At 36.3% G+C, this 16839-nt stretch carries 15 protein-coding genes; 12 read left to right on the plus strand and 3 right to left on the minus strand.

Annotated features, from left to right (window positions below; genetic code table 11):
• The coding region (locus J2X31_RS00005; protein ID WP_310023437.1) for a hypothetical protein at window positions 1-498 on the minus strand (498 nt) is incomplete at its 3' end.
• Window positions 499-510: 12 nt separating this feature from the next.
• On the opposite strand from J2X31_RS00005, the gene thrS reads away from it, so the two are divergent.
• The 10 genes from thrS (at window position 511) to J2X31_RS00055 (ending at window position 11095) form a co-directional block, all read left to right on the plus strand.
• A complete protein-coding gene (gene thrS, locus J2X31_RS00010) occupies window positions 511-2457 on the plus strand; it encodes a threonine--tRNA ligase (RefSeq protein ID WP_310023438.1) in 1947 nt (648 codons plus the stop codon).
• Window positions 2458-2474: 17 nt separating this feature from the next.
• Complete coding sequence (infC, locus tag J2X31_RS00015; protein ID WP_374725206.1) at window positions 2475-3029, plus strand: translation initiation factor IF-3; 555 nt, start codon at window positions 2475-2477, stop codon at window positions 3027-3029.
• Between the two features lie 86 nt (window positions 3030-3115).
• Window positions 3116-3313 (plus strand): 50S ribosomal protein L35, encoded by a 198-nt coding sequence (rpmI, locus tag J2X31_RS00020; RefSeq protein WP_022827375.1) that lies wholly within the window; start codon window positions 3116-3118, stop codon window positions 3311-3313.
• Between the two features lie 168 nt (window positions 3314-3481).
• Entirely contained in the window at window positions 3482-3826 is a 345-nt protein-coding gene (gene rplT / locus J2X31_RS00025; protein WP_026706509.1) for a 50S ribosomal protein L20, read from the plus strand.
• Window positions 3827-3964: 138 nt separating this feature from the next.
• Window positions 3965-7729: a chemotaxis protein CheB gene (locus tag J2X31_RS00030; RefSeq protein ID WP_310023442.1), complete on the plus strand. Its 3765-nt coding sequence runs from the start codon at window positions 3965-3967 to the stop codon at window positions 7727-7729.
• Window positions 7730-7780: 51 nt separating this feature from the next.
• On the plus strand, window positions 7781-8353 hold the full coding sequence (locus tag J2X31_RS00035; protein WP_310023443.1) for a Crp/Fnr family transcriptional regulator: 573 nt from the start codon (window positions 7781-7783) through the stop codon (window positions 8351-8353).
• A 77-nt stretch (window positions 8354-8430) separates the two neighbouring features.
• Complete coding sequence (locus tag J2X31_RS00040) at window positions 8431-8868, plus strand: carboxymuconolactone decarboxylase family protein (protein ID WP_310023445.1); 438 nt, start codon at window positions 8431-8433, stop codon at window positions 8866-8868.
• Between the two features lie 13 nt (window positions 8869-8881).
• Window positions 8882-9181: a hypothetical protein gene (locus J2X31_RS00045; protein ID WP_310023446.1), complete on the plus strand. Its 300-nt coding sequence runs from the start codon at window positions 8882-8884 to the stop codon at window positions 9179-9181.
• An 86-nt stretch (window positions 9182-9267) separates the two neighbouring features.
• Entirely contained in the window at window positions 9268-10167 is a 900-nt protein-coding gene (locus tag J2X31_RS00050; RefSeq protein WP_310023447.1) for a helix-turn-helix domain-containing protein, read from the plus strand.
• A gap of 85 nt (window positions 10168-10252) precedes the next feature.
• A complete protein-coding gene (locus J2X31_RS00055; RefSeq protein WP_310023448.1) occupies window positions 10253-11095 on the plus strand; it encodes an SDR family NAD(P)-dependent oxidoreductase in 843 nt (280 codons plus the stop codon).
• Between the two features lie 58 nt (window positions 11096-11153).
• On the opposite strand, the gene J2X31_RS00060 is transcribed toward J2X31_RS00055, so the two are convergent.
• Both J2X31_RS00060 and J2X31_RS00065 read right to left on the minus strand, forming a co-directional pair.
• Window positions 11154-11996, minus strand: coding sequence for an isoaspartyl peptidase/L-asparaginase (locus tag J2X31_RS00060; RefSeq protein ID WP_310023450.1), 843 nt, complete (start codon window positions 11994-11996; stop codon window positions 11154-11156).
• Window positions 11997-12001: 5 nt separating this feature from the next.
• Window positions 12002-12898, minus strand: coding sequence for a cyanophycinase (locus J2X31_RS00065; RefSeq protein WP_310023451.1), 897 nt, complete (start codon window positions 12896-12898; stop codon window positions 12002-12004).
• Between the two features lie 369 nt (window positions 12899-13267).
• Here J2X31_RS00065 and cphA point away from each other — a divergent pair, with 369 nt between their 5' ends.
• Together cphA and J2X31_RS00075 are read left to right on the plus strand one after the other, a co-directional pair.
• Complete coding sequence (gene cphA / locus J2X31_RS00070) at window positions 13268-15892, plus strand: cyanophycin synthetase (RefSeq protein WP_310023452.1); 2625 nt, start codon at window positions 13268-13270, stop codon at window positions 15890-15892.
• A 111-nt stretch (window positions 15893-16003) separates the two neighbouring features.
• Window positions 16004-16810 carry a tetratricopeptide repeat protein gene (locus J2X31_RS00075; protein ID WP_310023453.1) on the plus strand — a complete coding sequence of 269 codons (807 nt, stop codon included), beginning with the start codon at window positions 16004-16006 and terminating at the stop codon, window positions 16808-16810.
• Window positions 16811-16839: the final 29 nt, after the last annotated feature.

Consider the following 16839-nt stretch of genomic DNA (forward strand, 5'->3'; position numbering starts at 1 on the left):
GCTTTTACAGTGTGTGTCTAAGAACTTCGCCTTGAATGCGGGTGCAAAAGTACACAAGATTTCCACTCCCGCAAGCTTTGGATGCACTTTTTTTTTACCTTTTTTACAATCCGCTGGAAACGTGTGCCTTGGAATGGAAAGTTTTTTCGAAGGCATCAGGGTTTGCTCCACAATATCACCAAGGCAACCGTGAGGATCAGGTGGCGGTGAGGAAATTGAAGCCCTCCGCCGGAATAGAAGGATGCGTCTTTTTGCAGGAAGGCAGGGAAAAAAGGTTCCCGGGATGCCCGAAAGCCTCCACCATAGCCCCGGCCGGAGGGAAAATCCTTTTCTTTTTTCCCTTGGAAAAAGAAAAGATTTGGAGGGAGGACGGGAAAATGGACCTATTGGAAGCCCGAAGGTTCGCTCATGATAATTTTGCACATTATATATTAGGTAGAAATTATAGTACCTATATATATTGTGTGTGTTTTGAGAATCTTCTATATTTGCGGTCATAAATTTTATACGATGATAAAGATTACGTTACCCGATGGGTCAGTTAAAGAGTTTGCACAAGGTGTGACTCCGATGGATGTTGCAAAAAGCATTAGTGAGGGATTGGCTAGAAATGTTATTTTAGCTTCTTTTAATGGAACTACTGTGGAAACCGCGACGGAATTGACGACGGATGGGTCACTCGTTTTATATACATGGAATGACAAGGATGGAAAGAAAGCTTTTTGGCATTCTACTTCTCACGTTATGGCTCAGGCTCTGGAGGAATTGTTCCCAGGAATCAAACTGACATTAGGACCTGCGATTGAAAATGGATTCTACTATGATGTTGATTTCGGAGATCAAAAGATTACTGACGCTGACTTCAAGAAAGTGGAAGATCGTGTTCTTGAGATTTCGAGAGGGAAATATGAATTCAAGATGCGTTCGGTTTCTAAGGCGGAAGCTTTGGAAGTTTATAAAGACAATGAATATAAGACTGAATTGATTTCGAATCTGGAAGATGGAACGATTACTTTTTGTGATCATGCTGACTTTTTTGATTTATGCCGTGGGGGGCATATTCCAAATACTGGAATCATCAAAGCTTTTAAAATCATGAGTGTTGCCGGTGCTTATTGGAGAGGTGATGAAAAAAACAAACAGTTGACTCGTGTTTATGGAATTTCTTTTCCTAAGCAAAAAGATTTGACAGATTATCTTGAATTACTTGAAGAAGCTAAACGTCGTGACCATAGAAAACTTGGAAAGGAATTGGAATTGTTTGCTTTCTCTCAAAAAGTAGGCCAAGGTTTACCTTTGTGGCTGCCAAAAGGTGCCGCTTTGAGAGATCGTTTGGAGCAATTCCTGAAAAAGGCCCAAAAGAAAGCTGGTTACGAACAAGTTGTTACACCTCATATCGGACAGAAAGAGCTTTATGTAACTTCTGGACACTATGAAAAATATGGAGCTGACAGTTTTCAACCTATTAGCACTCCAGCTGAAGGCGAGGAATTTTTATTGAAACCAATGAACTGTCCTCATCACTGTGAAATTTACAACGTGAGACCTTGGTCGTATAAAGATTTACCGAAGCGTTATGCCGAATTCGGAACGGTATATAGATATGAGCAATCGGGAGAATTACACGGTTTGACTCGTGTTAGAGGATTTACTCAAGATGATGCACATATTTTCTGCACTCCAGAACAATTGGACGAGGAGTTCAAAAAAGTAATTGATCTTGTATTATATGTATTCGGATCTTTAGGATTTGAAAACTTTACGGCACAGATTTCTTTGAGAGATCAGGAAAACAGAGCTAAATATATAGGTAGTGACGAAAACTGGGAAAAAGCTGAAAATGCAATTATCAATGCTGCAAGAGACAAAGGCCTGAATACTGTTGTTGAATATGGCGAAGCTGCTTTCTATGGTCCAAAACTGGATTTCATGGTAAAGGATGCTCTGGGAAGACAATGGCAATTGGGAACTATACAAGTGGACTATAATTTACCCGAGCGTTTTGACTTGACATACAAAGGTTCGGATAATGAATTGCACCGTCCGGTGATGATTCACAGAGCACCCTTTGGTTCGATGGAACGTTTCATAGCGATTTTACTAGAACATACGGCAGGAAATTTCCCAATTTGGTTGATGCCTGAACAAGCTATTATATTGTCTTTGAGCGAGAAATATGAAAAATATGCTAAAAAAGTTTTAGATTTGCTAGAAAATCACGAAATTCGCGCCCTAATTGACAACCGAAACGAGACGATTGGAAGGAAAATCCGTGAAGCGGAAGTTCAAAAGTACCCGTTTATGCTGATTGTAGGCGAAGAGGAGGAGAAAAATGGTACTATTTCTGTACGTCGTCACGGACAGGAAGGAAAAGGAAATATTAGCGTTTCTATAGAAGAATTTGCTTCAATAGTGAACGAAGAGATAAAAAAGACATTAAAAACATTTACAGTTTAACTTAAATTTATAAAGCCATAGCAATAAGAAGCAACAGAGGTTACCAGCCTCGAGTAGAAAAAAAAGATGCACACAGAATAAATAATCTTATTCGTGTTCCAGAAGTACGTCTTGTAGGTGATAACGTTGAGCCAGGAGTTTACAAAATCTCAGAAGCTTTACGTATGGCCGATGAACAGGAATTCGACCTAGTTGAAATTTCTCCAAATGCTGAACCACCAGTATGTAAAATTATGGACTATAAAAAGTTCCTTTACATGCAAAAGAAAAGAGAAAAGGAGCTTAAGGCAAAATCTACTCAAATTACAGTAAAAGAAATTCGTTTCGGACCACAAACAGATGAGCACGATTATGAATTTAAAAGAAAAAATGCCGAGAAGTTCCTAAAAGAAGGTTCTAAATTAAAAGCATTTGTATTCTTTAAAGGACGTTCTATTATTTATAAAGATCAAGGGCAAATTCTTTTATTAAGACTTGCTACCGATCTTGAAGAATACGGAAAGGTTGAAGCAATGCCTGTTCTTGAAGGAAAAAGAATGATCATGTTCATTGCTCCGAAAAAGAAAAAGTAGTATTCAGTTTTCAGTCGCAGTTTTTCAGATTGAAAATTTATACCAAAAAATAAGTAAGTAAGAATAAATTAAATACACTAGGAAAAATGCCTAAAATGAAAACCAAATCTAGCGCCAAGAAACGTTTCAAAGTTACTGGTTCTGGAAAGATTAAAAGAAAGCACGCTTTTAAAAGTCACATCTTGACTAAAAAATCTAAAAAGCGTAAATTAGCTTTGACACACTCTGCACTTGTTCACAAGACAGATATGAAAAGCATCAAACAACAATTAAGAATTATCTAATAAAGGTTCAAGGTAAAAGGTTCAAGGCTCAGGGAAATCCCTAAACCAAAAACCCATAACCCTAAACCCAAAATTCTTTAGGTTAAAAATTATTCAATAACCTTGGAGTATGGCCTTAAGTTCCTTTGATTAAATTCAGGACGCCTGCTACAAAAAAACATTAAAATTATGCCAAGATCGGTAAATTCAGTTGCTAAAAGAGCAAGAAGAAAAAAAATAATGAAGCAAGCCAAAGGTTTCTTTGGTAGACGTAAAAACGTTTGGACAGTTGCTAAAAACGCGGTGGAGAAAGCTATGGTTTATGCTTACCGCGATAGAAAACAAAACAAGAGAAACTTCCGTGCATTGTGGATTCAACGTATCAACGCTGGAGCCAGATTGGAAGGAATGAGTTATTCTCAGTTTATGGGGAAAGTAAAAGCTAACGGAATCGAATTGAACAGAAAAGTTCTTGCAGATTTAGCGATGAACCACCCAGAAGCTTTCAAAGCTGTTATCAAAAAAGTAAAATAAGAACGTTTGTCAAACAATAATTTATCTACTTACTTATATCAAACCCATTCGCCACGGCGAATGGGTTTTTTATTTTACACCAAAATAATAAAACCTTTTTAATTAGTGATTGGCTCTGAATAAGCGTAATTTCACAGGATGCATCCAAAAGATACGAGTTCCGTTCCTACACCAATCATCAAATCGACAAACCTTTTTCCAGTTGTGGGAATTGGCGCTTCTGCCGGAGGACTTGAGGCGTTTAAGAAACTACTCAAAGCAATTCCAGAAAATTCAGGTATGGCTTATGTTTTGGTACAACACTTGGATCCTAACCATGATAGCATTCTAACGGAATTATTACAAAAGGTTACTCCAATTCCAGTATTGGAAATTTCTGATGATATAAAAGTAAAGCCCAATCATATCTATGTTATTCCAAGTAACAAAATGATGATTGCAAATGACGGGATCCTGCAACTCACTCCTCGTGACATCAGCAAAACAAAACTTAACTTCCCTATTGATCTTTTTTTTAATTCCTTAGCAGAAGTACACCAAGACCATGCTATTGGGGTGGTTTTATCAGGAACCGGTTCAGATGGAACTGCCGGACTAAAATCAATCAAAGAAAATGGCGGAATAACAGTTGCTCAAAACGAACAAACTTCCGCTTATTACAGCATGCCCAATAGTGCCATCAAGGCAAATGTGGTAGATTTTATCCTTTCGCCAGAAGAGATGCCGTTAAAAATAGCAAACGCCTACAAAAGTATTTATGGAAATGAAGAGGTGGAAGAAAATCAATCCAATGAAAATGATTTAATTCACAACCAAATCATTTCGCTTTTGCGAATTCGGAAAGGAACTGACTTTACCTATTACAAACAAACAACCATCAGAAGAAGAATACTTCGGAGAATGGTAATCAATAAAAATACAACCCCTTCCTCCTATCTTAAGTATTTAAAAGAAAATAAATCCGAACAAGATATTTTATATCAGGATTTGCTGATTCCTGTAACGAGTTTTTTTCGGGATGAAAAAGTTTTTGACAGCCTGTGTGATCATGTCTTTCCGCAACTTATTCGAAATAATATCGAAAATGAACCCATTAGAATTTGGATAGCCGGTTGCAGTACAGGTCAGGAGGCTTATTCTATTGCCATTTGCTTCAAAGAGTTTTTAGGAACTAATCCCGAAAAGCTCCAAATTTTTGCTTCAGATTTAAGTGAACCTGCCATTGCAAAAGCCAGAAGCGGAAAATACAGCAAAAGTGAAGTCAGTATGGTTTCTGCCGAAAGGCTTGCTACTTTTTTCAAGAAAAGCAACGATAGCTATGTTATTGATAAAAACATTAGAGACATGTGTGTTTTTGCTGTGCATAATTTCCTTAAAGATCCACCCTTTGGCAAAATGCATTTCATCAGTTGCCGAAATGTCTTGATTTATATGGAGCCCTATTTGCAGAAAAAAGCCATGACTACTTTCCATTATTCGTTGCTTCCCAAAGGAATTTTACTTTTAGGAAAAACGGAAACCACAGGTAGTGCTTCGGATTTATTTATTTCCAACGGAAAAAATGATAAACTGTTTACCCGAAAAGATGTTTCTGGAAGGTTTATGCACGTTGCAAGTAAGCGAAATGAACAAAACTTAGGCTTGTCAAATATCAATACAAAACCTGAAATCATCAACAATGACTTTCAAAAAACGGCAAACGATATCATTCTTAAAAACTATACTCCATCTGGTGTGATTGTGAATGAAGCACTCGATATTGTAGATTTTAGAGGAAGTACATCCATGTATTTGGAGCAATTACCAGGAAAGCCTACCCACAATTTATTGAAAATGGCAAAGCATGGCCTTGCATTCGAACTGAGAACAATTTTGCATAAAGCCAAAAAAGAACAAACTACTATCATTAAAAAAGATATCAGTCTAAAATTTGCTGATACCATTCATACGATTGACATCGAAGCCATTCCACTTCCTAATACAAGCGAAGTATATCACCTCATTCTATTTCATAAATCCATTAATGTTTCTGAACAAATTATGGGTTCAAAGGCAACTTCAAAAGCAAAAAAAGATGCCAAAGATTTACGAATTGAGCAATTAGAACATGAACTAAAACAAACGCATGAAGACATGCGAAGCATTACAGAAGATCAAGAAACGGCTAATGAAGAACTGCAAAGGGACAATGAGGAACTATTAAGCGGAAGCGAGGAATTACAAAGTCTTAATGAAGAATTGGAGACCAGTAAAGAAGAATTGCAAAGCACCAATGAGGAACTTATGGTTGTTAATCAAGAAATTGGAAATCTTAACGAACAGATTACAGAATCTAGAGATTATGCAGAAGCCATTGTAGCCACACTTCGAGAACCTTTGTTGATATTAGATAAAAATCTTCGAGTTCAAAAAGCCAATACTGCCTTTTATAAAACTTTTTTGGCCAAGGAAAAAAATACGGAAGGCGTATTAATTTACGATTTAGACAATAAACAATGGAATATTCCTGCCTTGAGAAAACTGTTAGAGAAGATTTTACCACAAAAGGCTACTTTTAAAGATTTCGAAATTACCAACACTTTTTCAAATATTGGGGAACGTGTGCTACTTTTAAATGCACGAGAAATCAATAAAGAGAATGATTCTCAAAAACTAATTCTTCTCGCTATTGAAGATATAACCGAAAAGAAGAAGCAAGAAGAAGAGCAAAATCAGGTGCAAAAACGTTTTCAGTTTATTGCCGATGCCATGCCTCAAAAAGTATGGACTGCCGATGCTCAAGGCAAATACAATTATTTCAACAAGAATTGGCTGGATTATACCGGACTTACATTTGAAGAATTGAGAGATTCGGGAATGAAAAAAATTATCCATCCAGATGATTTTGAAAACAACAACAAGCAATGGCAATATTCTATTGAAACGGGCAACATTTTTGAAATAGCCGATCGTTTTCTAAATAAAGAAGGTATCTACAAATGGCATTTGAGCCGTGGCCTGTCCTATAAAGACACCAATGGTAAAACAATAATGTGGGTTGGAACCAATACTGAAATAGAAGAACAGATAAAAGAGAAGGAAAAACTTGAAGAAGCTGTAGCAAAAAGAACGCTCGAATTAGAAAAAACCAATCAAAAACTAGAAGAGAAATTTATCGAACTTGAAAAAATGAATAACGAACTTCAATCGTTTACCTATGTTTCAAGTCATGATTTACAAGAACCTTTGCGTAAAATTCAGACCTTTTCATCGAGAATATTAGAAACAGAATATGCCGTATTATCAGATAAAGGAAAAGATTATTTCCAAAAAATGAATAATACAGCTCGAAAGATGCAAACGCTTATCGAGGATTTATTAGCCTTTTCGTATGCCAATTCTAATGAAAGAAAGTTTGAAAATACCAGCCTAAACAAAATTGTTGACGAAGTAAAGAACGATCTTGCCGAAAATATTAATGAAAAAAAGGCAACAATAGAAACACATGAACTCGGAAATGCTACCATAATTCGGTTCCAATTCCGACAATTGATTCAAAATCTGCTTAGTAATGCCATCAAATTTTCAGTTCCAGAAACCGCTCCACACATCATCATCAAAAGTAAGATAGCAAAAGGCAGTGTCTTGCAAAAGAAAAACCTAGAATTAGTCGTTGGGCAACTTTCTGCTTCAAAAAACTATTGCCATATTTCTATTGAAGATAACGGGATTGGGTTCAACCCTGATTATAAAAATAGAATTTTCGGTATTTTTCAGCGTTTGCACAATGACGACCAATATGCTGGAACCGGAATTGGCCTTGCCATCGTCAAAAAAATTATCGATAATCATAATGGTTTTATTACAGTATCTGCCGAAATAAATAAAGGAGCCACGTTTGATATTTATATTCCTGGCTTCTAAAAAAGTTTTTGACAGTAACCATCTTTTTATTTTTGATTGCTATATTTGTTGATGCTTTCAAATCTTATCGATCATATAAAAAAATTCATCACCATAGATGAAGCTGATGCGGAAATGATTCTCACCCATTTTCAGCATCAACTCTTTACTAAAAAATCACTTTTGCTAGAAGAAGGACAAATTTGCAACAAGCAATATTTTATCCTCAAAGGCTGTGTTCGGTTTTACATCAACAACAATAAAGGAGTAGAACAAACTTTACAATTTGGAATTGAGAACTGGTGGATTACCGATTATTTGAGCTTTCAATATCAAACCCCTTCTCATTTTAATATTCAAGCCATTGAAAAAATAGAAGTACTTTCTATCGACCGAAAGTCGTTTGATGAACTTTTGGATAGAATTCCTAAACTGGAAAAATACTTCCGACTGGTAATCCAAAAATCATTTGGAGCTTCACAAGTCAGGATCAGATACCTTTTTACAATGTCGGCCGAAGAACGGTTTCATCACATGAATAGTATGTTTCCTGAATTTATTCAGCGTGTTCCACAATATATGATTGCCTCCTACTTGGATTTTTCGCCAGAATTTATGAGTAAAATTAGAGCTGGAAAAGTCTGATTTCATTTCTTGAAGTACTTCAAGTTTTTTAAGCCACATCTTGCGCAACTTTGTAATGAATTTAAAAACATATCAAAATGGAAACAAGAGTAAACATTTTTCAGACACAACCAGAAGCCTACAAAGCAATGTTCGGATTAGAGAAGTACATCGCTTCAACTTCTTTAACTTCAACCCACAAAGAGCTGATCAAAATCAGGGCTTCACAAATTAATGGATGTGCATTTTGTATCAACATGCATACAACAGATGCAAGAAAACAAGGCGAAACCGAACAAAGAATCTATCTTCTAAACGCTTGGAAAGAAACAACACTTTTCACCGAAGAAGAACGAGTGATCCTAGAAATGACCGAAGAAATCACCTTGATTCAAAAAAATCACTTGTCGGATGCCACTTATGCTAAGGCAAAAAACTTGTTCACGGAAGAATATATCGGAAACATCATTATGATGATTACGATAATCAATGCTTGGAACAGAATTGCAATTGCAACAGAATTAGCAGTTAACTAAATAATTTGAAAATATGATTTCAGTAAAAGTAACCTATACCGTAAAGCCAGAGTTTGTAGCTCAAAACAAAGCTAACATTACGACATTTCTGGAAGACTTTAAAAAATTAAACCCTTCAGATTTTAAGTACGAAGTGTTTTTATGTGAAGATGGAATTACCTTTTTACATCTATCTTCCTATAAAAATGAAGCAATACAGAAACAAATTTTAAATGTTGCCTCTTTTAAAAACTTCCAAAAAGAACGAGATGAAAGCGGTCTCAATAATTCGCATAAGTTTGAAATGCTAGAGCATATAGGTTCTTCTTTTTAATATTTGAAAACATAAAAAGCCATCTCTTATCGGATGGCTTTTTACTTATATGTTATTTATATGTTTGAATTTTGTAATTTTGTAAAATGAAAACACAATCGCTAAAAGAGTTTTATCAAAACAAAATGGAACACATTACCGTTGATTTAAAAGACGGAATTGGTCATTTTAATGTTTTTAAATTAGAGGATTGCCTTCCGAATGAAAGTCCAAACATCAGCTATAGCCGACGGGACTTTTATAAAATATGCCTCATTCGGGGAACAAATCTCTACCATTATGCTGATAAAAGCATCGAGGTTTCGGGTCCAACATTGATATTTTTCAACCCACAAGTTCCGTATACTTGGGAACATCTCTCAGGAGAAACAACTGGCTATTTCTGTATTTTCACAGAGTCCTTTTTCACAGAAAAAATAAAAGGAAATCTGAACGACCTACCAATGTTTGCCCAAGGCGGAAAACCATCATACATTTTAAACGCCAAAGAAGATACCGAAGTTACAGCCATTTTCGAAAAGATGTTCGAGGAAATAAATTCTGATTATACTTATAAATACGACTTACTCAGAAACTATACTACCGAGCTTACCCACTACGCTTTAAAAAGACAGCCAACCGAAACAATATACCAGCATCCTGACGCAAATTCAAGAATAACAGCCGTTTTCACAGAATTACTAGAGCGTCAATTCCCCATAGAAACACCTTCTCAAAGGTTCACACTTCGCTCCGCAAAAGACTTTGCCAGCCAACTTTCAATTCACGTCAACCATTTGAACAGAGCCATCAAAGAAACCACTGGTAAGACTACTACGCATTACATAACGGAAAGAATAACTACCGAAGCCAAAGCATTATTAAAATATACAGACTGGAATATTTCAGAAATAAGTTATGCCTTAGGTTTTGAAGAAGCAGCACATTTCAATAACTTTTTCAAGAAAAAAACCAACCTGACACCCAGTTTTTATAGAAATGTTTGAATTTTGCAATCATTCGTTTGATTGAAGCAAGAAACCAAATCCATTCCTGCTGTAATTTTGCTTCATAATTTAAAAACAACTAATTATGAAAAGCGACAACAAAAAAGTTTGGTTTATTACAGGAGCATCAAAAGGTTTCGGTCTTATCCTGGTAAGGCAACTATTAGAAGCAGGACATTCTGTAACTGCAACAACAAGAAATAAAGCAGATTTAGTAAAAGAAATCCCTACTAGTTCAGATTTTCTAGCCCTTGAAATGGATTTGGTTGATGAAAAAAGCGTTCAGAATGCTATTTCAGAAACTGTAAAAACATTTGGTCGAATTGATAATGTTGTCAATAATGCAGGTTACGGATTACTTGGTGCTCTCGAAGAACTTTCAGATGCAGAAGCAAGACAGAACTTTGATGTCAATGTCTTTGGTTCTTTAAACGTAATCCGACAGGCATTACCTTATTTGCGTGAACAAAAATCGGGACACATTTTCAACTTCTCTTCTATCGGAGGTTATGTAGGCGATTTTCCTGGATTTGGAATTTATTGTTCGACAAAATTTGCCGTAATTGGTTTTACGGAAGGCTTGGCGATTGAAACAAAACCTTTCGGTATAAAAGTAACGGCTGTACTTCCGGGTTATTTCAGAACCAATTTCTTAAATCCTGATTCTTTGGCAACTCCTAAAAATCATATTGAAGATTATAACGAAGTTAGAGCATCTCAAACAATGCATCAGGATGAAATCAATCAAAATCAACCGGGTGACCCTGAAAAAGGAGTGGCAGAAATTATAAAAATTGCCGAACAGGAAAATCCACCATTGCATTTATTCTTAGGAAACGATGCTTATGAAATGGCAAAAAGTAAGATTTCAGCAATGGAAACTGAATTGGAAGAATGGAAATTAGTAACCATTTCTACAGGATTTTAATAAAAAAGAAACCCGATAAGCCAAAGCCTATCGGGTTTCTTTTAAAAATATATTTTTTCTAATTAAAAACTTCTTCGTTTTCTCCATCAAAACTGGCAAAAACCATACTCGGATGCGAATCCTGATGAAAGATGTTTCCTCCTTTATCAATGGCAATTGCACCAGCAAAACCATCAAAAGGCTTTAATTCATTGAATGTTTTCTCAAAAGCTTCCTTTAAAGAAAAACCGTCTGTTACACGGGTTACAATCTTTGCTGCAACCGCTCCACTCACAATATCTTCGCCAACTCCTGTCAAGCTCACACCACAAAATTTATTGGCATAATTTCCTGCAACAGTGGCAGAATCGGATATTCTTCCCGGAATTTCAAAACCTTTTCCTCCGGTTGAAGTAGCAACTGCAATCTTTCCGTCCTTATCCAAAGCCACACAACCAACAGTTCCGGTTCCAGCAGAAGCTAATTTTGCCTCATATTCAGAACGTCTTTGCGGAATTTCAGTAGAAAAAACTTCAAAACCGTGCTTTCTTGCAAAGTTTGTCGCTCCACTTCCTCCCAAAACTTTATCATCATAATCCAATAAAACTTGGGCAACCTGAATCGGATTTTTCACTTCTTCAATATTGATTACACCGCTCATCTTGTGCGAAAAGCCGTCCATCAAAGAAGCACTCATCCTTATTTTTCCATCACTTTGAATCTGAGAACCAATTCCTGCATTGAATAATTCGTCGTCTTCCAATTGCGAAACTGCATACACTACCGTTTCTAAAGCTGAATGCGTTTTCAAGAATTCATACGAATCTTTTACAATTCGCAATAAGGCTTCTTGTTTTGCTACTTTTGTTTCATGATTGGTAGAAGATTCAGAGAAAAAACCGCCGTGGATAATTATTTTCATAGTATTTAATCTGTAGGAAGTCCTAATTCATCGGCATATTGAGAAGACCTGATGAACATTTTGTGAGTGCTCAAATCGAAAGTATCATACATACTCATCACGTGCGTTACCAAATGCGAAATCGAAATCGGCTGACCCAATTCAACTTGCGTCAAGTTCGTGTCCTTGATTTCTCTACCATCAACCAAAATAACCAAACCAGAACCAATCGCTTCCATCTTTGTATTATTGGTAATCAGCAAGCCGGTGTCTTCACCCAAGCCTATTCCAAGCACTTTCGGATTTCCCACAACAGCTTGAAAAAGTCTGCCAATCCTACCTCTTTGCACAAAATGTGTATCGATGATAACACCGTCAATTAGTCCTAAACCACTCGTAATTTTTACTTCGCCTTTCAGCAAAGCTTCTGAACTGCTTCCTTGGTAAATCATATTATTTGATGCAGCAGCAGCACCAGCCGAAGTTCCTGCATAGATAAAGTCTTCATTATGATATTTTTCCAATATAATATCGTGAAAGGCAGTTCCGCCAAGAATCGAAGTCAATCGCAATTGGTCGCCACCAGTAAAAATCACTACATCTGCAGCTCTTAATTTTTCTAAAACTTCTTCACTTGTAGCCTGTTCGCGTTTTTCGATATGCAGTACACTCACGTTTTTTGCACCAAGATATTCAAGTGCCTTTACGTATTCCGGACCTATTTCCCTTGGAATTTTAGAAGCCGTAGTAATGACTTCAATTCTCGAATTCTCTTTGTGTTTCGACTCCAGCAAAAGCCTTTTTAAAATTCCCGTTTCAAAAAAGTTTAGATTATTCGCAACATTTTTGTCTAAATCAGTTTCTGTAAAACTTCCTTTATCTACAGCACCTCCAATAATCATTAATTTTCCTTGTATATTCATTTTAATTGGTATGTTATTTTTGTAAAAATAACCAAAAACTTAAAACGAGCAATCTTCGAGGCTTTATTTTTAAAAATATTTTCAGGAGCTTATCCTGCTTTTCGCTACTCCCGTCCCGAAACTTCGGGATCGGGACCGGGCTAGATTCAAGATCCCACTAACAATTACGCTTACTGAATTCATTATCATTTTCGTTATACAAACTATTAATCCTCAATATCAACCTCAAAAAAAATATTTTAGATGGATGATATTATAAAAATTTTAACTAATTTTCTAATTATTTTTTCGAGTTCATAAATACCATATAAACAATTAAAATAATTATCTAAAAATCAAATAATTACCTAAAACAATAACTTCAACCGAATGAAAATATTAAAAGTACAAGCCCTTCGAGGACCTAACATCTGGAGTGTTCAGAGAAAAAAATTAATTCAAATGAGATTGGATTTAGAGGAAATGGAACAATTCCCTACCAATAAAATCGAAGGTTTCAAGGAACGAATTGAAGCAATGTTCCCCACGATGTTCGAACACAGATGTTCCGAAGGCGTTCCCGGAGGCTTTTTCTCAAGAGTAGAAAGAGGCACTTGGATGGGTCACGTGATCGAGCATATTGCTTTGGAAATCCAAACCCTTGCGGGAATGGAAACTGGTTTCGGGCGAACCAGGGAAACCAAAACCCCCGGAATCTACAATGTGGTTTTTAGTTATACTGAAGAAAATGTAGGCCTTTTTGCAGCAGAATCTGCCGTGAATATTGCCGAAGCCTTAATTGCAGGAACCGAATATGATTTGGAAGGCGATATTCAGAAAATGCGTGAAATCCGCGAACGCGTTCGCCTCGGACCAAGTACGGGAAGTATTGTCGAAGAAGCCGTTGCGCGAGATATTCCGTGGATCCGTTTGGGAACAAATTCATTGGTTCAACTAGGATATGGAGTACATCAAATGCGTTTTCAGGCAACCATAACCTGTAAAACCAGTAATATAGCAGTTGATATTGCTTGCAATAAGGAAGAAACAAAACGTATGCTCGACTTAGCCTCGATTCCTGTAGCTAGTGGAAGTATCTGTGTTGACGAAGAAGATTTAGAAGCCACCATCAAAAAAATTGGCTATCCAATCGTACTTAAACCTTTGGACGGCAATCATGGAAAAGGAGCTTCCATCAATGTTACCAATTGGGAAGATGCGAAAGCAGGATTAATTTATGCTCAAAACTACAGCAGAAGAGTAATCGTTGAAAAATTCATTACAGGATTCGATTTCCGTGTCCTTGTAATTGATAATAAATTGGTTGCCGCTGCAAAACGAGTTCCAGCTCACGTTGTTGGAGATGGAAAAAACACAATCCAATACCTGATTGATGAAACTAATAAAGACCCTAGAAGAGGTTACGGTCACGAAAATGTTTTGACACAGATTGATGTCGATCGTGATACTTTGGATTTATTAGAAAAATTAGATTATACCGTTGAAAGTATTCCTAAAAATGGAGAAATCGTTTACTTGAAATCAACTGCCAATTTAAGCACAGGTGGAACTTCTGTTGATGTTACTGATATGATGCATCCAGAAAATATCTTTCTAGCCGAAAGAATTTCTAGAGTAATTGGTTTGGATATTTGCGGCGTTGATATTATGGCTGAAAATCTGACGCAGCCTTTAAAGGAAAATGGCGGTTGTATTTTGGAAGTAAATGCCGCTCCAGGATTCAGGATGCACCTTGCTCCTTCTGAAGGTTTACCAAGAAATGTTGCTTCGCCAGTAATCGATATGCTTTATCCTCCAGGAAAACCGAGTAGAATTCCGATTATAGCCGTTACAGGAACCAACGGAAAAACCACCACTACAAGACTTTTGGCTCATATTGTAAAAAATAATGGCTACAAAGTTGGCTTTACCACATCAGATGGAATATACATCCAGAACCACATGATGGAAAAAGGTGATACAACCGGGCCAATTTCTGCCGAATATATATTGAAAGATCCAACGGTGGAATTTGCAGTTTTGGAAACAGCCCGTGGTGGAATCCTACGTTCTGGTTTAGGCTTTAGCCGATGTGATATTGGCGTGATCACCAATATTCAGGAAGATCATTTGGGTTTGAGCGACATTCACACGCTTGATGATTTGGCAAGAGTAAAAAGCACAGTCGTTAAAAGCATCAAAAAAGACGGTTGGGCAATTTTGAATGGCGATGACGAACAATGTATTAAGATTGGAGAAGATTTAAGTTGCAATGTCGCCTATTTCAGTATGGATGAGGACAGTTCGTTCATCAAGAAACAATCGAAAGAAGGAAAAATCGTGGCGGTTTATGAAAATGGATTTATAACCGTTAAAAAAGGAGAATGGAAAATTCGTGTTGAAAGAGCGACTCACGTTCCTTTAACTTTAGGCGGAAAGGCCAAATTTATGATTGCAAATGCTTTGGCTGCTACTTTGGCTAGTTATTTATGGGGATTCAAGACGGAAGATATTAGCTTGTCCCTTCAGACATTTATTCCGAGTGTGGCTCAAACTCCGGGACGTATGAATATTTTTGACTTTAAAAAATTCAAGGTATTGATTGACTTTGCCCATAATGCATCAGGTTATTTGGGTGTAGAAGATTATTTGAGTTCTGTTGAAGCCAATAAAAAAATTGGAATCATTGCTGGAGTTGGCGATCGTCGTGACGAAGACATTAAAGAATGTGCCAAAATTGCCGGAAGAATGTTTGACCACATTATTATTCGGTCTGAAAAACATTTGAGAGGTCGGACTGAAGATGAAATCAATAATTTAATTCTCGAAGGAATTTCCGAATCAGGCAGGAATGTTACTTATGAAATCATTTCAAAAGAAGTGGAAGCCATCAAACATGCCATCAACATTGCAGAAGAAGGAACCTACATCACAGCTTTGAGCGATGTGGTGACAAATGCCATTGAAATCGTTCAACAATATCTAGATAAGGAAAACGAGTCAGGTATTAATTAAAAATTACGAATTAAAAATTAAAATAATGCAGTAAAAGGATAATGTTAACAGGGGTTAAAATCCTGTTGACGTTATCCTTTTTTAATATATTTGAATTCACAAGAACTTTATATGCAAAAATTATCGATTATCACATTCCTTTCCTTATCGTTTTTTAGCTTTTCGCAAACCCAAGAAGCAGAATTGGAAAAAAGAAAAAGACACGATGAACTCCAACAAAAGTTTGTTACTGATTGTGCAGAACATTACAATTACAACTATAATATGAATGAGTGGCAAGCTTGTCTTGATGCTGGTTTAAAAGTTGATAGTACTTATGCTTATTTCTGGCAACAAAAAGCGATGCCCTATTTTAAAGCACGAAAATATGAAGTTGGGATGAACTATATTGACAAAGCGGTTTTGTATGATGCCGAAAGATGGCAACCTTATCGTGCTTTTATCAAATGTATTTTTGCAAAAACCTATAAAGACGCCATTTTAGATTTTGAAGATTGCATCAAAAAATTTGGGAATGGTTATGTAATGGATCATACCTATAACTTCTACATCGCAATCAGTTGCCTTCAACTAAATGAGTTTAGCAAAGTCGAAATTTTACTTCAAGATTATGTCAACCAAATGCTTGCTAAAAATGGAGAAGATTGGCTACATCCAACAGCATTATTCTACCTTGGCATTTCGCAATATGAACAAAGTCGATTTGAAGAAGCGATTACCAATTTTGATAAAGCTTTAAAAAATTACAAGAATCTTGCTGAAGCACAATATTATAAAGCAATTTGTTTGGCTAAACTCGGAAAAACCGAAGAATATCAAACACTTTTAAAAGAAGCTTTTGAAAATGCAAAAATTGGTTATAAATTAAGTGAAGATAATACAATCTACGAAACCTATCCTTATCAACCAAGATGGTAAATCAATTCGCCTGATTCAAAACTGAATTC

Origin of the sequence: Flavobacterium arsenatis (assembly GCF_031456785.1) — a bacterium.
GTDB classification, from domain to species: domain Bacteria; phylum Bacteroidota; class Bacteroidia; order Flavobacteriales; family Flavobacteriaceae; genus Flavobacterium; species Flavobacterium arsenatis.

What these genes read in the sequence shown, in the direction of transcription:
- J2X31_RS00035 (WP_310023443.1), top strand. Translation starts at nt 7,781, where the DNA reads ATGCTTTCAAATCTTATCGATCATATAAAAAAATTCATCACCATAGAT.
- J2X31_RS00065 (WP_310023451.1), bottom strand. Translation starts at nt 12,898, where the DNA reads ATGAATATACAAGGAAAATTAATGATTATTGGAGGTGCTGTAGATAAA.
- J2X31_RS00050 (WP_310023447.1), top strand. Translation starts at nt 9,268, where the DNA reads ATGAAAACACAATCGCTAAAAGAGTTTTATCAAAACAAAATGGAACAC.
- J2X31_RS00030 (WP_310023442.1), top strand. Translation starts at nt 3,965, where the DNA reads ATGCATCCAAAAGATACGAGTTCCGTTCCTACACCAATCATCAAATCG.
- J2X31_RS00060 (WP_310023450.1), bottom strand. Translation starts at nt 11,996, where the DNA reads ATGAAAATAATTATCCACGGCGGTTTTTTCTCTGAATCTTCTACCAAT.
- thrS (WP_310023438.1), top strand. Translation starts at nt 511, where the DNA reads ATGATAAAGATTACGTTACCCGATGGGTCAGTTAAAGAGTTTGCACAA.
- J2X31_RS00055 (WP_310023448.1), top strand. Translation starts at nt 10,253, where the DNA reads ATGAAAAGCGACAACAAAAAAGTTTGGTTTATTACAGGAGCATCAAAA.
- J2X31_RS00045 (WP_310023446.1), top strand. Translation starts at nt 8,882, where the DNA reads ATGATTTCAGTAAAAGTAACCTATACCGTAAAGCCAGAGTTTGTAGCT.
- J2X31_RS00040 (WP_310023445.1), top strand. Translation starts at nt 8,431, where the DNA reads ATGGAAACAAGAGTAAACATTTTTCAGACACAACCAGAAGCCTACAAA.
- rpmI (WP_022827375.1), top strand. Translation starts at nt 3,116, where the DNA reads ATGCCTAAAATGAAAACCAAATCTAGCGCCAAGAAACGTTTCAAAGTT.
- J2X31_RS00075 (WP_310023453.1), top strand. Translation starts at nt 16,004, where the DNA reads ATGCAAAAATTATCGATTATCACATTCCTTTCCTTATCGTTTTTTAGC.
- cphA (WP_310023452.1), top strand. Translation starts at nt 13,268, where the DNA reads ATGAAAATATTAAAAGTACAAGCCCTTCGAGGACCTAACATCTGGAGT.
- rplT (WP_026706509.1), top strand. Translation starts at nt 3,482, where the DNA reads ATGCCAAGATCGGTAAATTCAGTTGCTAAAAGAGCAAGAAGAAAAAAA.